Genomic DNA, 15,819 nt, shown 5'->3' with positions numbered 1-15,819 from the left:
AACTTCACGGAGACAGCGATGTCAGATTCTCCACAGATCGCGGAGAGCGCCGCCAGCCGGCAGGTGTTCTTCCCCCAGACGGACGGCTCTTGCGTCCCCTACAGCGTCTTCAACTCACAGGAGGTCTACGACCGGGAGCAGGAGCGCATCTATCGCGGGCCGTACTGGAGCTTCGTGGCTCTGGCCTGCGAGATTCCCGCCCTCAATGACTTCAAGAGTACCTTTGTCGGCGATACACCGGTGGTGGTAACGCGCACCGCCAACGGATTCGCTTGCTGGGTCAATCGCTGCGCGCATCGCGGCGCCATGGTCTGTCGCGAGAAATATGGGAATGCGGAATCGCATACCTGTGTCTATCACCAGTGGAACTATTCGTGCGAGGGCGACCTGCAAGGGGTGCCGTTCCGCCGCGGCCAGAAGCAAGGCGCGGTCACGCTCGTCGGCATGGCAAAGGCCTTCGACCCCAAGGCACACGGCCTGCAGAAGCTGCGCGTCGAAGAGTACAAGGGCCTGCTCTTCGCCACCTTCAGCGACGAGACACCGCCACTGCCCGAATACCTGGGCGCCGAGATGCGTCCCTGGGTGGATCGCGTATTCCACAAGCCCATCGTATACCTGGGTTGTACGCGCCAGTATTCAAAGTCGAACTGGAAGCTCTATCTGGAGAACGTGAAGGATCCGTATCACGCGAGCCTGCTGCATCTCTTCCACACCACGTTCAACATTTTCCGTGTCGGCATGAGCGCGCGTTCCATTCCGGATGCGACGCACGGCCTGCACAGCCTGATCACGGTGACCAAGCCGAAGGTCGACACCAATACCGCGGCGGCATACACCGACCAGAAGATCCGCTCCATGCAGGACGGCTTCGCGCTCGAGGATCCTTACGTGTTGGGGCAGATCTCCGAGTTCGAAGAAGACTGCACCAACCATATCCAGCCGCTCTTCCCGCAACTGGTCATCCAGCAGATCCACAACACGTTGGTTGCCCGCCAGTTGTTGCCGAAGGGGCCGAGCAACTTCGAGCTGGTGTTTCACTTCTTCGGCTACGAGGACGACACCCCGGAGCTGCGCGAGCTGCGGCTTCTGCAAGCCAACCTCGTCGGGCCGGCGGGCTTTATCTCGATGGAGGATACCGAGGCCACCGAACTGGTGCAGCGTGGCACCGTCCGGGATGGCGACAAGACTTCCTATATGGGCATGGGCCTGGATGCGCCCGAGCAGACCAACAGCAATATCACCGAAAACCTGATTCGCCGCTTCTGGGCGGGATATCAGCGGGCGATGGGGTACTGAGATGGAAAAGAACCTGCAGATCTGGTGGGAGCTGAGCGAGCTGCAAAGCCGCTATGTTCACGCGATCGACAACAACCTGCTCGAGGCTTGGCCGGGCTTCTTCACGGAGGATGGCACATACACGATCATCTCGCGCGAGAACGCCGACCGCGGCCTGCCGGCGCCGGTGATCCACTGCCGCAACCAGATGATGATGCGCGACCGCATCGTCGCGCTGCGCCACGCGAACATCTTTGAAGCACATGCCTATCGCCATGCACTAGGCGGCCTGGTGATCGAGTCGATGAGCGAAGAGGAAGTGCGCACGCTGTCGAGCTATATCGTCGTCAATACGGGCGCGGCCGGCGAGAGCGTCGTGTACCAGGCGGGCTGCTATCGCGACACCGTCGTCAAGCAGGACGGCGAGTGGCGCTACAAGGAAAAACGGGTCATCTATGACACCTCGCGTGTCCAGACCCTTCTCGCTACGCCGATCTAGGAGCGGTTCCCATGAGTACATGGCATGACGTCGGCGCGGCCGACGAATTCATCGAGGACGAGCCGCGCGCGGTCGAGGCGGCAGGCTTGCCGGTCGCGGTGTTCCGAGTGGGCGAGGAGCTCTTCGCGCTGCACGACCTGTGCACGCACGAGCGCGTGCCATTGTCGGAAGGCTTTGTCGAAGACGGCTGCGTCGAGTGCCCGCTTCATCAGGGCTTGTTCGACCTCCGTACCGGCGAAGCGCGCAAGGCGCCGTGCGTGAAGCCGGTCCAGACCTTTCCTTTGCGTGTGGCGGACGGCCGGGTGCAGATCCAGGTCCTGCCGCAAGTCGTAGCGGCCACCTGAACGCCTGGAGTGCCATGACTATGAACCTCACCACAATCGTCGTCATCGGTGCCGGCCAGGCCGGAAGCTGGGCGGCGCGCACACTGCGCGACGAGGGCTTCATGGGCAGGATCGTGCTGATCGGTGACGAGGCGCATCCCCCCTATGAACGCCCGCCGCTGTCCAAGGCGATACTTTCGGGCGACGCAACGCCGGAAAGCGTGCATCTGCTGAGCGCCGAGATGATGGCCACGCTATCGATCGAGTGGATGGGGAGCACACGCGTCGCCCGGCTGGACCGCGCGGCAAAGCGGGTTACGCTCACTGACGGGCAGACTATTGGCTACAGCAGACTTGTGCTGTGTACCGGCGGCCATGCCCGCGCGCTCGATGTTCCCGGCGCGAGCCTGCCGGGCGTGCATGTGTTGCGCACGATTGACGATGCCCTGCGCCTGGCGCCCGCGCTGCGCCCCGGCACCCGCGTTGCCGTCGTTGGCGGTGGCTGGATCGGCTTGGAGGTGGCCGCTACCGCGCGTCAGCGCGGCGCGCAAGCGACTGTGATCGAGGCGATGCGCCGGCTATGCGAGCGTAGCGTACCGTCCGCGCTGTCGGAGCGGCTGCTTGACCTGCACATGGCACACGGCACCAACGTGCTGCTGGAGGCCAATGTCGCCAGCTTCGCGCGCATGGCGGACGGCGCCCTCATGGTCAAGTTGACCGATGGCCGCGAGATCGTCTGCGACGTCGCGGTGGTGGGCATCGGCCTGGTTCCCAACGACGAACTGGCCCGCGCGGCTGGACTGCATTGCGACGGCGGCGTGTTGGTCGACGCACAGTGCCGGACCAGCGATCCCGACGTGTTCGCTGCCGGAGACCTCGCGGTCGCGCGCAACGGCTGGGCCGGGCGCAACATGCGGCTCGAGTCGTGGCAGAACGCGCAGGAGCAGGGGATCGCGGCGGCAAAGTCGGTGCTCGGCGTTGCCGTGCACTATGACCCCTTGCCGTGGTTCTGGTCCGACCAATACGGCGTGAACCTGCAGATCTACGGCGTGCCGTCGCCATCCCATCAAGTGGTCGTACGCGACCTGTCAGCGGCGGGTGCCTTCATCTTCTTCTACCTGGAAGGCGAACGGGTGGTGGCCGCGCTGGGCGGCAACGCCGCCCGCGACCTGCGTTTTGCGCGCCGCCTGATCGAGAGACGCACTCCTGTCAGTCCGGATAGCCTGGCTGATGAAAGCGTGCCACTGGCCAAGCTTTGACAGCCATCGAGAGATAGAAAGAAAGAAAGACAGAAAAACAGAGAGGAGACTATGCGGCAAATCGATATACAAAAACTGGCTAGCGACGCCAGGCTCAATGCCTTCCATTACAGCGTGCTGATCTGGTGCGCATTGATCATCGTTTTCGACGGCTATGATCTGGCCGTGGTCGGCATCGCTTTGCCGTCGATCATGAAGCAGATGGCGATCGATCCCACGCAGGCCGGCCTGCTGGTCAGCTCGGCGCTGTTCGGCATGATGTTCGGCAACATCTTCCTCGGCACCATCGCCGACAAGATCGGCAGGCGTTGGGCGATCACGATCTGCATCGCGCTGTTCAGCGTCTTCACCGCCGTCTCGGGGCTATGTACAGACCCACTCTCGTTCGGCGCGGCGCGCTTCCTGGCCGGTCTTGGCATCGGCGGCGTCATGCCAAACGTGATCGCGCAGATGACTGAGTATGCACCGCAGCGCGTGCGCAGCACGATGGTGACGTTGATGTTCAGCGGCTACTCGATCGGGGGCATGCTCGCGGCCCTGCTAGGCAAGGGTCTGATCGAGACCTACGGATGGCAATCCGTGTTCATCGCCGCGGGACTCCCCGTGCTGCTGATCCCGCTGATCCTCAAGTCGATGCCGGAATCGGTGGCGTTCCTGATCCGGCGCGGGCGCAGTGACGAGTTGAGGCGGCTGGCCGGGCGAATCGACCCTGGCTACGCCCCGCGGACAGACGACCGCTTCGTGATTACCGGCACGGACGCAGCTGCAGGCGCGCCTATCCGCCAACTCTTCAGGGAGGGACGCGCCTTGAGCACGCTGATGTTCTGGCTGTCGTGCTTCATGTGCCTGTTCATGGTCTACGCGCTCAGTTCGTGGCTGGCCAAGCTGATGGCGAGCGCAGGCTACAGCCTTGGTTCCGCCTTGACGTTCGTGCTGGTGCTCAACCTCGGCGGCATGATCGGCGCGATTGGCGGCGGATGGCTGGCCGACAGGTTCCACATCAAGTACGTCCTGATAGGCATGTACCTGTTGGCCGCCGTATCGATCACCATGCTGGGCCACCAGGTACCGGTCGGCTTGCTCTACGTACTCGTCGGACTTGCAGGCGCGTCGACCATTGGTACACAGATCGTCGGCTGCGCCTATGCGGGGCAGTTCTATCCCATTGCCATCCGTGCCACGGGAATTGGCTGGACCCTGGGCGTCGGCCGTGGCGGCGCCATCCTGGCGCCGATCGTGATTGGCATGCTGGTCGGCTTCGGGCTGCCGCTGGAGCAGAACTTCATGTCCATCGCGGTGCCCGGCGTCGTCGCGGCAGCCGCCGTGCTGATCATCAACCACGCACGGTCGGCGTCGGCGGCCACGGAGCAAGGCAACGCCGCCGGCACTGACGCGATTCTCAATATTTCTCACCCCCCCCACAAACTCTAAAATCTAAGGAGACCATGCATCATGGCCGAGTACACCACCTCCCAACTTCTGGCGCTGGTCAATGGCAGCCAGGTCAGCGCTGGCGACGAGCGCGTCCGTGCTGTCACCGCGCGTATCGTCACCGATCTGTTCCATACCATTGAGGAATTCAAGGTCACCCCCAACGAATTCTGGTCGGCCATGAAATGGCTGAACCGCCTTGGCGAAGCCAATATGGTCGGACTGATCACCGCGGGCCTGGGTTTCGACCGCCTGCTGGATATCCTGGCAGAAGAAGCAGACCGGGCCGAAGCGCGTGAGAAGGGCACGCCGCGCGCCATCGAAGGGCCGCTGTACGTGGCCGGCGCGCCGCTGGCCATGCGCGAGGTCCGCCTGGATGAAGGCAATGAAGGAGAAGGCGAAGTGCTGGTAATGGAAGGCCGCGTGCTGGGCCTCGACGGCAAGCCGGTGCCGCACGCCAGTGTCGACGTGTGGCACTGCAACGAACTCGGACGCTACTCGCATTTCGATCCTGACCAGCCCGCCTACAACCTGCGCCGCCGGATCGAGACCGACGCCGAGGGCAATTATCGCTTCCGCAGCTTCCTGCCGCCAGGCTACGCGATTCCGCCGGGTAGCCCGGTTTCCGAGTTATTCGACCTGCTTGGACGGCACGGCAACCGGCCGGCCCACATTCACTTCCTGGTCTCGGGTGGCGGCAAGCGCGCGCTGACCACGCAGGTCAACATCCCGGGAGACACCTTCCTGGATGACGACTTCGCCTTCGCCACCCGCGACGGCCTGGTGGTGGCGCTCACGAAGGTGGAAAGCTCGACGGAGTTTGCGTCGCTTGGCGTAACAGGCCCGTTTACGCACGTGCGTTTCGACTTTGTGCTCCAGGACGCGCTGTGCGAAGACGAAATGATTGCCGCGAGCCGATACGATACGGCAGCGCTCTGATCGCGCGGATCGCCGAAGTAGGGCAGCGTCATCATGATGCCGGTTGGCGCAGCCGGCTCCACTCCTACGAGCGGATGCGGAACAAGCCGTGCAAGAACGAACGGAGGCACCGGGTGACGCCGCCGCCCCGGCGGGCTGTCGGTCAAAAGTGCGCAAGCGCGCCATTGGGGTGATTAGCATTGTCCGACCAAAACGACGCATGAGGCGCCGCTGAACCCAGCAGGGCGCCCCGGTTGGGCTGATATCGGGCGCTCTCGAACGGCGTGCGTGCCAGGGAAAGGAATTTGCCTGCCTTTGATGACAGGTTGACGGGCTAAGCGCTCATGCCTTCCGCCTCTCTCTGCTGAAATATGCTGCTCCAGGCACTATGCAGCGCAAGTTGAGTTCTTCGCTGAGGGCAGGCGATGCCATCCGGGTTCTGGAAAGGCTGGATTCCCTCGATAAATCAATGGGTTGCCAAGGATGTGGCGGATTTTCCGCGAATCCTGGCCGACCCTCGACCAGGCGCGCGCCGCGGTGGTGGTGGTGGTGGCCGAGCAGGAGACCGCCGCCGTGCAGGCCGAGCTCGACGCCGTCCAGCGAGCGGCGCGCGCTGCGCGAGATCGATCAGGAGCGCACGTTGCGCCAGAAGGCCGAGCAGGCGCTCGCGAAAATTGCGCGCTGAGCTGGCAGTCGTGCAGGCGCGGGCGCAAGAGGCCGCCGTGGCTGCCGCGGAGGCGCGGGCGCGGCTGCAGGCCGAGCGCGATACGCTCAGCCGGCAACTGGCGGAGACAGAGCAGGCGCTCGGGCGAGGGCAGGCGGCCCAAGACGAGCTGCGGGCGCAACTGGAAACGGCAGTACGGCGCGCCGCGCGGGCCGATGCGCAAGCCACCGCCACGCGCCGCCTGGTAGGTGCCAAGCGCCGGGTGCCGGTGAGGCGCACCAAGTTCAAGCCCGGGCCGGCCTGAGGGAGCGCCCGAGGGCGGGGATTTGTCCACCGCACGAGGGGACAAGCCTGTGGACAAGCCGCGCGGGAGCCGAGTGCCGACGGCGTCAGCAGATTTGACTAAAATTTAAGCAACGAGGGCGGTCACGTCTTCTCTACCGCAACGCACAGGGGCAGGGCTGGGACGGCCGCGGCGCCATGCCGGATTGGCTGCAGCGGGCGATCCACGCCGGGCAGACGGTGGAACATTTCCAGGTTGTAGCCACGACATAGTGTGAAAACGCATGCCACGGCCGCCAAGGCCGTGCAGCATACCGGGCGGAGAACGGCGCCATGGCAAAGGCCCAACATCAACCATGCAGGAGGCAGCATGCAGGAAGAGTTCGGGTACAAGGATGCGGCCGGTCGATGGGTCGCAGGGTTTGGCTCCCGTCGCGATGCCATCTCGGCGGCAGCGCAGGTGGGCATGACGCAGGTGGTTACCGCGGGCTTTAGCCCCGAGCCTCCGTCCTACTTCGCGCGGTTCGAGGCGACGAGGATTCTCGAGCGGATGCTCGCTGGCATGGCCTTGGGCGAGCAGGAGGGCAAATTGATTGGCAGCGATCAAGCCCAGGATGTGCTCGCCCCCATTCTCGCGGCAACCATCGGTGATGGCTTTCCCGACCGCGAGTCCCCAGAACCATGGAAGCTTCAACGGGATCTCATGAATCGGCTGCAAACCGCGGTCGCCGCGTGGATGGAAGAGAACCACCTTGAGTTCGCGCCGCCTAAAGTCGTGGTGTACGGATCGGAGCAACTCCACGTTGGCGGCATGAATCTGGACGTGCCGCTTCTGCGGTCCTTTTGGGGGTAGCTTTGATTTCGGCGCGATTTGCGACGGTTCGCAAGCCCAGCAGCGATGCGAGGTTGAAAACGACGGCAATCGAAAACATGAAAGGCTAGCACCCCTAGTAGTCGCCGCGGCGGCCGAAAAGGGCAATAATGACGATTCAGGCCATTCCTCAGCTTGATCATGAAAATCCTGTTTCTTGTGCGGCATGCCAAATCCAGTCGCGACAATCCGTCCTTGCCCGATCAGCAGCGACCGCTAGAAGATCGCGGCCGCAATGATGCGTCCAAGATGGGCAAGCGCCTGACTGATCGCGGGGTCGATCCCGATCTACTCGTGTCGAGCCCGGCCTTGCGTGCGCTGACCACGGCGCAACTCATCGCCGATGAGATCGGCTACAAGCGCAAGGACATCGTCGTCGATGAACGCCTCTACGCCAGCAGCCCGGACAACTTGCTCGCCGTAATCTGCGCACTCGACGACAGGCTAGACCGCGTGATGCTCTTCGGCCACAATCCCGAATTCACCGACCTCGCGCACCGGCTATCGAGCACGATCATAGACATGCCCACATGCGCCATTGCGGAGTTCTGCTTCGACGCAAAGGCGTGGGCGGATGTCGCGGAGATCGGCCCGGCGAAGGTGAGGATGGACGCGCCGAAGAAATAATGCAGAGTTCGCGGCGAACGCGAAACGCATTCTGTTGAGATGCCTGGTTGCCGCCGCCGTGGCCATTGCCGCCCCGTTTGCGATCTCAGCCACCGACGACCAGAAGACCGCTAGCGACATGCCGCCACAGGGCAGCGTCAGCAAGGACGATGGCCCGAAGGCATGGCAGCGCATCCAGGCCGTTGTCACCCATCCGCGCTGTGCCAATTGCCACGTCGGCGCAGACAATGTTCCGAGGTGGAATGTTGTCGGGGAGAGCAGGACCCGACTGCACCGTATGAACATCAATGCTGGTTTCGGTCGCGCGGGTATCCCGGGACAAACGTGCACAACTTGCCCCATGTGACTTCGACCGCGCTGAACGATGTACCGCATGCGCCACCACATGTCGGCATTGCCTGGCAATTGGCCCCTGTGCAATTCCAGTGGTTCGGTAAGAGCGGCGCGGAGATCTGTCAGCAGTTGCGCGACCCCAAGCGCAATCGTGGTCGGGACGCAGCGGGTTTGGCAGAGCATCTGCGTCACGATGCCTGTATGCATGGCTTTATCCCCTGGAGCTGGAATCCGGGTGGGGGGCGCAGCACACCGCCCGGCACATTCGAGTCGCATGTGAAGGATGTGGCGATGTGGGGTGCCGCGGGTCAGCCTTGTCCTGAATGAGATCAGCTTACAAAACACACTTGGCGCGTAAAGTACAAATTGGGGCGGCACAGGTCAAGTTCCCACAGGTGACTTGCGATTGAATAGGGACTGGAGATTGCGCACGGTTCGCGCTGCGCACGCCCAGCCCTCAACTCAATCGGAGACGTTCCATGAACACAGAAGCTACGCAAGTCCTCAACGATGTTTCCGCGATCGACACGGTCCATATCGGCGCAAGCGCCACGCCGTGGATTCCCTTCGCCCCTATTAACGACAAAATTCTACTCAAATACTTCAAAATCAACCCGGTCACGGGCGAAGTGGTATTGGTCATGAAGGCTGCCAAAGGCGAAGGCGCGCATATTCATCGCCATACGGGCACGGTGATGGTCTACACACTCAGCGGTCGATGGAAATACGACCAGCACGATTGGATCGCGCAAGCCGGCGATTTCGTTTTTGAGCCGTCGGAGTCGTCACACTCGTTTACGAATCTCTCCGACGACGACAATGGTATGGCGCTCGTGGTGTCGACCGGTGAGCTGCACTTCCTCGACGAAAACGGCACGGTCACGTTCGTCGAGACGTGGCGGACGGCTTTGAGCCGCTACCAGGACTACTGCAAAGCCAATGAGTTGCCCGAGATCGACCTGATCGGCTGCCAGGGCGGACGCTAAGCGACGGCAACGGACGTGAGCCAGGCATCTGGCTCACGGAGGTCACGCCGATGACCCACCTTGCACCCTGCGCACCGCTTCCATCCCTGGATCCGATATACGCTACGCACCGCACCCGTCACTCATGCCTTCTCATTCCCTAAACGACAATCAGCCGATCGCACGCGTCATGGTGGCCGGCACCGGCGTGCTGGGCGCGCAGATCGCCTTTCAGTGCGCGTTTTCCGGTATCGACGTCGTAGCCTACGACGTCGATACCGCCTGCCTGGACCGCGCGAACGCCCGTTTTGATGCGCTAGGGCGCGTCTACGCTGCAGACTTGGGCGCCCCTCGCGAGCAGATCGAAGCCACGCTGGCACGCATCGAGGGCAATACCGACCTCGGTTCGGCCGTTGCGGACATGGACCTCGTCATCGAAGCCATCCCTGAGGATCTGGCAATCAAGCAGTCATTCTACCGTTCACTGTCAGCGGTAGCGCCGGCCGGCACCATCTTTGCGAGCAACTCGTCGACGCTGGTGCCAAGCCAGTTTGCCATGTGCACTGACCGGCCCGAGCGCGTGCTGAGCCTGCATTTCGCGCACGAAGTGTGGAAGCACAACATCGCCGAAATCATGGGCCATCCGGGCACCGACCCCGCCGTATTCGCGCGCATAGTTCAGTTCGCACACCGTATTGGCATGGTGCCTTTACCACTGCGCAAGGAGCAGCCCGGCTACCTGCTCAATACCATGCTCGTCCCGATGCTGATCGCCGCGCTGGGTCTGCTGGTCAACGACGTCGCCGACGTGCAAACGATCGACAAGGCGTGGATGATTGCGAAGGCGGATCGGATTGGCCCATTCGGCATTCTCGACGGAATCGGCATGACGACCGTCTATAACGTCACGCGCGCTCTTGCGGAACGTACGGGCGATTCGACGCATCGGCGCATTGCAGAATACATGAAAGCGCATTTCATCGATACCGGGTGTATCGGCGAGTCAGTGGGACGCGGCTTCTATCAATATCCTGATCCGGAGTTCCTGAATCCCACGTTCGTCGCCACGTGAAACCCAAGGCAGGCTATTGCTACCTGGCAGGACGTCCGGGGTCGTCCCCGTGACGCATGGCTCGATATTGCCGGGGCGTGACGCTCCGCAGTCGCTTGAACGCACGGCTAAACGCGCTTTGCTGCGAATAGCCGAGCAGTTCAGAGATCTCGGCGAGACGCAGATTTGACTGCTGCACATACTTCAGGGCGAGATCTTCACGAACTTGTTCCCGCAGTTCTTCGAACGTCGTGCGGGCCTCAGCGAGGCGACGTTGCAAGGACCGCGGGGACGTTGCGAGCGCTCGCGCTATGGCGTTGAGCGAACTGTCAGTGAACGGCAAGAGCGTGCGAATCATCGTTTGCGTGCGTACCGTCCATAGCGCCTCCACCTGAGCCCTTTCTCGCCGCAAGTGTGCTTCGAGCACACGATGCGCGTTACGGCGAAGTTGCGTTACCGGACGCGTCACCGTATCGCGATCGAGGACAATCGCATTTCTGTCCTGATCGAAGTTGAGGGACGGTCCGAATGTGCGCCTGTGCATTGTGCAGTCCGCAGGCGCCGAATGACGGAATTGCACAACGGCCGGCTGCCAGGTGGAACCACAGATGGTACGCAAGTACTGCATACCGTTGGCGAGACCCAGTTCAACTGCCTGAACTTCTCCGGGACCGGAAGCGTTTTCAATGTCGTAAGTCAAGACCATCCCCTGTTCGTCCCGCACTGCACGTACAGAAGACATCGAGGTATGTAGCACGTAGAACTCGGCAAGCGTATCCATTGCCTCCCCGAGGGTACGCGCGCCATGCATCATCACAAGGATCGGCCCCAGGACCGCCAGGCCCTGATATTCGGCGAGTCTTAGTCCAAAGTTCCGGCATTGCGTAACTTCAGCAGCCAGCGAAAGGAATCGAAGCACTTGCGCACCCCGGATCGGCACGTCGGCGGAACGGAGCGCAAGCTCCGGCAGCTCGGCTCCGGTCGCAACCAACTCGGGTTGAACGCCGAGTACCTCGAGCAGAGGCGCAGCTCCGGTCAACACAACACTGGGTAGGTATCCTTGCATTCTATGTACTTCACTGCGGGAGGTAGTGCACATGCGGGCCCCGAAGCGCGTCGCAGGCAGCAAGCAAATCTTCGTCAGCGCGAAGATCTCGCTATTCTGCGCAAACACGACGCGCGGGGGAGTCTACCCGATGGTATCGCGTTGGCGAATGAAAAAGTACGCACGTTCCGACGCGGTGTCTCATTCGCGATGGGCGGGTGCTTCGTACGCTTCGAGTTGAAGGCGGACTACTCATTCGCCGTAGACGTGGCGGGCAGAGTGTTTGTGACTGCAGACGCTTTGGCAGAGCCGAGCCACAAGAGCAGCAGCGCGACGAGTTCGCAAGTCGCGCCTACCCAGCCAAGGTCCGCGAACGATGCGTGATTGAGCGTGAAAGCACCGAGTGCGGCTCCGAGCGAGAAGCCCGCGAACATGAACGATGCGTTCAGAGACAGCACGACTGGGGCGACAGGAAGGCCGGCGATACCGATGAGCCGGGCTTGTTGCGCAGGGAAGAACGCCCACGCCGACAATCCCCACACAACCACAGCGACGATCACTGGCACTACAGACAGCGAGTGGCCCGGCGAGAGCGCGATCAAGGACAAGCTGCCGAAGGCAAACGCCAGGGCGGCGAGCGCCGGCTTGATCACCTGTTCTGCCCCGAGCTTGTCCGTGAGATTTCCCCCCAGGAAGACGCCGGCTGCCGCAGACAGGCCCCAGACGAAGAGAATCACGCTGAGACCTGCGCCGACGATGCCGGTCGCTCCGGCGATGTAGCTCGCGACGTAGGTGTAGACCGTATAGGCTCCCATGGCCCACAACGTCGTCACCATCAGCGCCCGCAGAACCTGCGGGTTTCGTGCCACTGCGTACCGCGCCTTGAGGGATGCCACAGGAATGCCGGCGCCGAATGCTCTCGGTAGCCCCAGTTGGAGCGCGATGGTGGCGATGACAGCCAAGACTGCGACGCCCGCGAAGGTCATCCGCCATCCGGCTGCATGCCCGACGATGGCTCCCAACGGGACGCCGAGTGCGATTGCGAGGCTCGTGCCACCATTGACAATGGACAACGCGCGTCCTCGACGCTCGGGCGAGACGAGCGCTGTGGCTACCGCATTCGCGCTCGGCACATACAAGCCCGCGGAGAACGCGAGCAATAGGCGCGCACCTAACAGTTGCCAGTAGCCCGACGAACTGAAGGCGATGACGTTCGCAACGGCGAACGCGCCCAAGCACAGTATCAGAAGCCGTCGCCTGTTTGCTGACCCAGTCAGGACGGTTAGAATCGGCGAGCTGAGTGCATAGGCCAACGCAAATGCGGTGACCAACTGACCGGCCATAGAGACGCTCACGCCCAAGTCTGCTGCAATACTGGGCAGCAGCGGTGCGATCATGAAGCCTTCGGTGCCGATGGCAAAGGCGCCTAGCGCCAACCAGTACAGTGGCTTCGGGACTGTTGCGGACGCGATTGCGGTATTCATACCGGCGTGCTCCTACACGGCGATGCGCCATATGCGTCTGCCGTCTTGAGGTTGGTTGGTGGCACGTCTCTTGACGTGCTGGCTTAACGCAGGATCTTCTCGAACACGAGGGTCTCGAAGCGTTCGAAGGCGCGTGAGCTCTTCTCCACTCTTGAGCGGAGAATCGCGCCTTCGTAGGCGTCCAGCAGGAATGCGGCGAGGTCGGCGGCCGAGGTCTGCGTCGGTACCTCGCCGCGCTGCTGCGCCTCGGAAATCGCCTCTTCCATCTCGCTAGTCCAACGTGCAAACAGCACCGCGAGGCGCTCGCGAATCTCAGGGCTGGACTCGGAGACCTCGGCGCTGAAATTTCCCAGTAGGCAGCCTTTGGAGAAGTTCGCCGCCCTGTACATCTCGGTCAGCCCCGTGAAGTGGGCGCGTAGCCTTTCCAGGGGGGGGCGAGACCTGTCCTTCAGCGCCGCTCGCCGCTCGCCTCCCTCTGCGTAGAGGTCGACGATTTCAGCGCCCAGGGCTTCCTTGCTTTCGAAGTGGTTGTAGAACGACCCCTTTGGGACGCCGGCCTCGTCGGTGATGTCCTGGACGCTGCTCGCGGTGAAGCCGCCACGCAGGAAGACGCGCAGACCTGCATCGACGATGAGGGGACGAACGCTCGGTCTGCCCATGGCTCTGTCCTTTAAATTGGTTCAGGGACGCGATCGTCCCGATGGGCTCAGCCAGCGACGAAGATGTCGTTGAACTGCAGTGAGAACGCGCCATTGTCGGGTCCGACCGCTGCGCGGAGTTGCTTGGCATTCTCGACCAGCACTTCGTTGGCGTCCGTCGCGAGCACCTGCATCGTCTCCGCGATGAACGGCGCAAGCGGCATGGCGCGCGGCTCGTCGTTGCTGTTCAGTAGGTCGGTCTGAACCCAGGGCGGTGCGATTTCGCGGACCTTCACCGAAGTGTTCTTCAGGCGCCAGCGAAGTGACTCCGAGTACGAGTGAATGGCGGCCTTGGTCGACGAGTAAACCGCGGTGACGGCGAGCGGAACGAAGCCGAGGACCGACGACACGTTGATGATGGTCGCTTCGGGCTGCTTCTTCAGATGCTCGATGAGCGCCCCTGTGAGGCGGATGGGGCCGAGCAGGTTGGTCGCCACGGTCGACACGAGCAGTTCCTCGTCGACCGGGCCGCTCGCATCGTCGATCTGCATGATGCCCGCGTTGTTGATGAGGATGTTGAGTTTCGGGAAGTCGTTCGTCAGTTGTCTGGCGACCGCGGCAATATTGGCCGGATCAGTGACGTCGAGCTCGATCGACGCCATCCCGGGGTTCGCTCGGACTGTCGCCTCCAAGTGGCTCTTGCGCCGCCCGGAAATGATGACTTGATTGCCTTGCTTGTGAAGGGCTTCTGCCAGGCCGCGCCCGATTCCGGAACCGCCGCCCGTGATGAAGATGGTGTTGCCGCTAAGTTGCATGATGTGCTCCATGACACCGAAATTCGGTTTGGTGGAAGTAGTATATGACCGGTCATCTTAATTTGCAAAAAAAAATTATGACGCGTTGGTGGTCTTTCGGATCTGCGTGACCGACCCTCCAATTCTCGACGGAGCTGGAGAGCAACCCGCGAGCAGGTCGCAGTGGCGCAGGAGCGGGCCAGCGCCACCGAGCGCCGCGCGCTGCGCGAGATCGACCAGGAGCACACGCTGTGCCAGAAGGGCGGACCTGCGCACCGAGCTGGCGGCCGTGCAGGCGAGGGCGCAAGACGCCGCTGCGGCCGGCGCCGAGGAACGGGCGCGGCTGCAGACGGAGCGCGACACGCTCAACCGGCCACTGGCAACTGGCTGATTGTCGTTTTCATCTTTTCCTAGATGTGGAGCATTGAAAGGACAGCCAGAACACCGCCAATCGCGCCTACCCCGTACGATGCCACCTGCAACCATCGGCGCCGCGTGAGCAGCGTGATTGCCGCCAAGGCGATAGAAACCTGAACAGCTACGACGGCTTGTGCCCAGCGGTGATGATGGTGGACGGCATTCTCACTGGCCTCGTCAGCGTCCCTGGCCGCCTGCTCTTGCGCCTCTGCCTTCTGCCGGATTTGCTCCTTCTCCGACCCGTAGCGCAGCGCTTCCCGTTTGGCGGCGGCTTGATCCACTCCGGGCAGCTGTGCCGTCAGTTCAGCAATCGCTTGCTTCTGTCCCTTCGCTTGGTAGTAGGCCCATTGGTTGGCTGCTTCGGTCTTGTGAATAGCGGCTTCATTCTTCAGAAGCAGCGCTTCGTTTTGGGTCGCCCCGCCCTGATATCCGAAAACCGCGCCAGCCGTCGACAAGATCGCTGTCATCACCGCAATGCGGCCCGAAAAGCTGTCGGCATGACCGATTTCCGCCGCGTGCTCAAGCGCGTGGTCGTGGGCACCGTGTACGTGAAATCCCTCTGACATTGCTACTCCGCTTCAAAAGAGCCGCTTGACGGCCCAAACGCCCAAGATGAGCACGATGGCGATGACAATGACGCCTATCAAACCGTGACCACGCATCAGAGCGCCGACCGTGTGGTTGGTCGCGCTGCGTACCACGGCGCCGGCTACCTGGTCCACGATAGACGTATGGCTATGCGCAAGAATTTTCATGCTCTTCCTACATGAGATCGATGTTCAGCTGGAATCCAATTTTTCCAACCTCAGGCCCAAATGCCGGCTTGGCATGCCTGTTGAGACTGGGAGCGAACATCACCCCATTCTCAGTACGCAGCGCTACCGCGCCGTGATCTTACGCGACCGCGCCGGTAACGTGACAGAGCCGGCTAAAGGAATGTTGC

18 protein-coding genes and 1 pseudogene are annotated in these 15,819 nt (G+C 62.3%); 13 read left to right on the top strand and 6 right to left on the bottom strand.

Translation table 11 applies throughout. The annotated features are described in order from the left end of the window. Positions 1 to 18: 18 nt before the first annotated feature. The 13 genes and pseudogenes from andAc (at position 19) to ACYP5B_RS26495 (ending at position 10,519) form a co-directional block, all read left to right on the top strand. Positions 19 to 1,296 (top strand): anthranilate 1,2-dioxygenase large subunit AndAc, encoded by a 1,278-nt coding sequence (gene andAc / locus ACYP5B_RS26555; RefSeq protein WP_400094231.1) that lies wholly within the window; start codon positions 19 to 21, stop codon positions 1,294 to 1,296. Position 1,297: 1 nt separating this feature from the next. Then, on the top strand, positions 1,298 to 1,774 hold the full coding sequence (gene andAd / locus ACYP5B_RS26550) for an anthranilate 1,2-dioxygenase small subunit AndAd (protein WP_459571684.1): 477 nt from the start codon (positions 1,298 to 1,300) through the stop codon (positions 1,772 to 1,774). An 11-nt stretch (positions 1,775 to 1,785) separates the two neighbouring features. Next, a complete protein-coding gene (gene andAb, locus ACYP5B_RS26545) occupies positions 1,786 to 2,118 on the top strand; it encodes an anthranilate 1,2-dioxygenase ferredoxin subunit AndAb (protein WP_459371052.1) in 333 nt (110 codons plus the stop codon). Positions 2,119 to 2,132: 14 nt separating this feature from the next. After that, entirely contained in the window at positions 2,133 to 3,356 is a 1,224-nt protein-coding gene (locus ACYP5B_RS26540) for an NAD(P)/FAD-dependent oxidoreductase (protein ID WP_459571683.1), read from the top strand. Between the two features lie 51 nt (positions 3,357 to 3,407). Beyond that, positions 3,408 to 4,787 (top strand): MFS transporter, encoded by a 1,380-nt coding sequence (locus ACYP5B_RS26535; protein ID WP_459571682.1) that lies wholly within the window; start codon positions 3,408 to 3,410, stop codon positions 4,785 to 4,787. Positions 4,788 to 4,808: 21 nt separating this feature from the next. Further along, a complete protein-coding gene (locus ACYP5B_RS26530; protein WP_459571681.1) occupies positions 4,809 to 5,726 on the top strand; it encodes a dioxygenase family protein in 918 nt (305 codons plus the stop codon). A gap of 653 nt (positions 5,727 to 6,379) precedes the next feature. Then, complete coding sequence (locus tag ACYP5B_RS26525) at positions 6,380 to 6,673, top strand: hypothetical protein (RefSeq protein ID WP_459571680.1); 294 nt, start codon at positions 6,380 to 6,382, stop codon at positions 6,671 to 6,673. A 146-nt stretch (positions 6,674 to 6,819) separates the two neighbouring features. Then, positions 6,820 to 6,924, top strand: a pseudogene (locus ACYP5B_RS26520) (H-NS family nucleoid-associated regulatory protein); the annotation flags it as partial. A 97-nt stretch (positions 6,925 to 7,021) separates the two neighbouring features. Continuing rightward, positions 7,022 to 7,504 (top strand): hypothetical protein, encoded by a 483-nt coding sequence (locus tag ACYP5B_RS26515; RefSeq protein ID WP_459571679.1) that lies wholly within the window; start codon positions 7,022 to 7,024, stop codon positions 7,502 to 7,504. A gap of 159 nt (positions 7,505 to 7,663) precedes the next feature. After that, positions 7,664 to 8,149: a SixA phosphatase family protein gene (locus ACYP5B_RS26510; RefSeq protein ID WP_459571678.1), complete on the top strand. Its 486-nt coding sequence runs from the start codon at positions 7,664 to 7,666 to the stop codon at positions 8,147 to 8,149. A gap of 324 nt (positions 8,150 to 8,473) precedes the next feature. Continuing rightward, positions 8,474 to 8,809, top strand: a complete 336-nt coding sequence (locus ACYP5B_RS26505; RefSeq protein ID WP_400094216.1) for a hypothetical protein — start codon at positions 8,474 to 8,476, stop codon at positions 8,807 to 8,809. Positions 8,810 to 8,961: 152 nt separating this feature from the next. Next, positions 8,962 to 9,468 (top strand): 2,4'-dihydroxyacetophenone dioxygenase family protein, encoded by a 507-nt coding sequence (locus ACYP5B_RS26500; protein WP_459571677.1) that lies wholly within the window; start codon positions 8,962 to 8,964, stop codon positions 9,466 to 9,468. Positions 9,469 to 9,637: 169 nt separating this feature from the next. Beyond that, entirely contained in the window at positions 9,638 to 10,519 is an 882-nt protein-coding gene (locus ACYP5B_RS26495; RefSeq protein ID WP_459571676.1) for a 3-hydroxyacyl-CoA dehydrogenase, read from the top strand. A 19-nt stretch (positions 10,520 to 10,538) separates the two neighbouring features. Here ACYP5B_RS26495 and ACYP5B_RS26490 read toward each other — a convergent pair whose 3' ends face one another. The 6 genes from ACYP5B_RS26490 to ACYP5B_RS26465 form a co-directional block, all read right to left on the bottom strand. Next, complete coding sequence (locus ACYP5B_RS26490; RefSeq protein ID WP_400094211.1) at positions 10,539 to 11,564, bottom strand: AraC family transcriptional regulator; 1,026 nt, start codon at positions 11,562 to 11,564, stop codon at positions 10,539 to 10,541. A 227-nt stretch (positions 11,565 to 11,791) separates the two neighbouring features. Next, positions 11,792 to 13,027: an MFS transporter gene (locus ACYP5B_RS26485; protein WP_459571675.1), complete on the bottom strand. Its 1,236-nt coding sequence runs from the start codon at positions 13,025 to 13,027 to the stop codon at positions 11,792 to 11,794. A gap of 83 nt (positions 13,028 to 13,110) precedes the next feature. Next, a complete protein-coding gene (locus ACYP5B_RS26480; RefSeq protein WP_400094209.1) occupies positions 13,111 to 13,686 on the bottom strand; it encodes a TetR/AcrR family transcriptional regulator in 576 nt (191 codons plus the stop codon). Positions 13,687 to 13,733: 47 nt separating this feature from the next. Further along, positions 13,734 to 14,480 carry an SDR family oxidoreductase gene (locus ACYP5B_RS26475; RefSeq protein ID WP_459571674.1) on the bottom strand — a complete coding sequence of 249 codons (747 nt, stop codon included), beginning with the start codon at positions 14,478 to 14,480 and terminating at the stop codon, positions 13,734 to 13,736. 389 nt (positions 14,481 to 14,869) lie between these two features. Continuing rightward, positions 14,870 to 15,442 (bottom strand): DUF4337 domain-containing protein, encoded by a 573-nt coding sequence (locus ACYP5B_RS26470; RefSeq protein WP_400094206.1) that lies wholly within the window; start codon positions 15,440 to 15,442, stop codon positions 14,870 to 14,872. 12 nt (positions 15,443 to 15,454) lie between these two features. Then, positions 15,455 to 15,631 (bottom strand): hypothetical protein, encoded by a 177-nt coding sequence (locus tag ACYP5B_RS26465; protein WP_459571673.1) that lies wholly within the window; start codon positions 15,629 to 15,631, stop codon positions 15,455 to 15,457. Between the last annotated feature and the right edge of the window lie 188 nt (positions 15,632 to 15,819).

The organism is Cupriavidus sp. 8B, from assembly GCF_054589115.1.
Note: the sequence above shows the minus strand (reverse complement) of the source record. Positions and strands in the feature narration are given on the sequence as shown.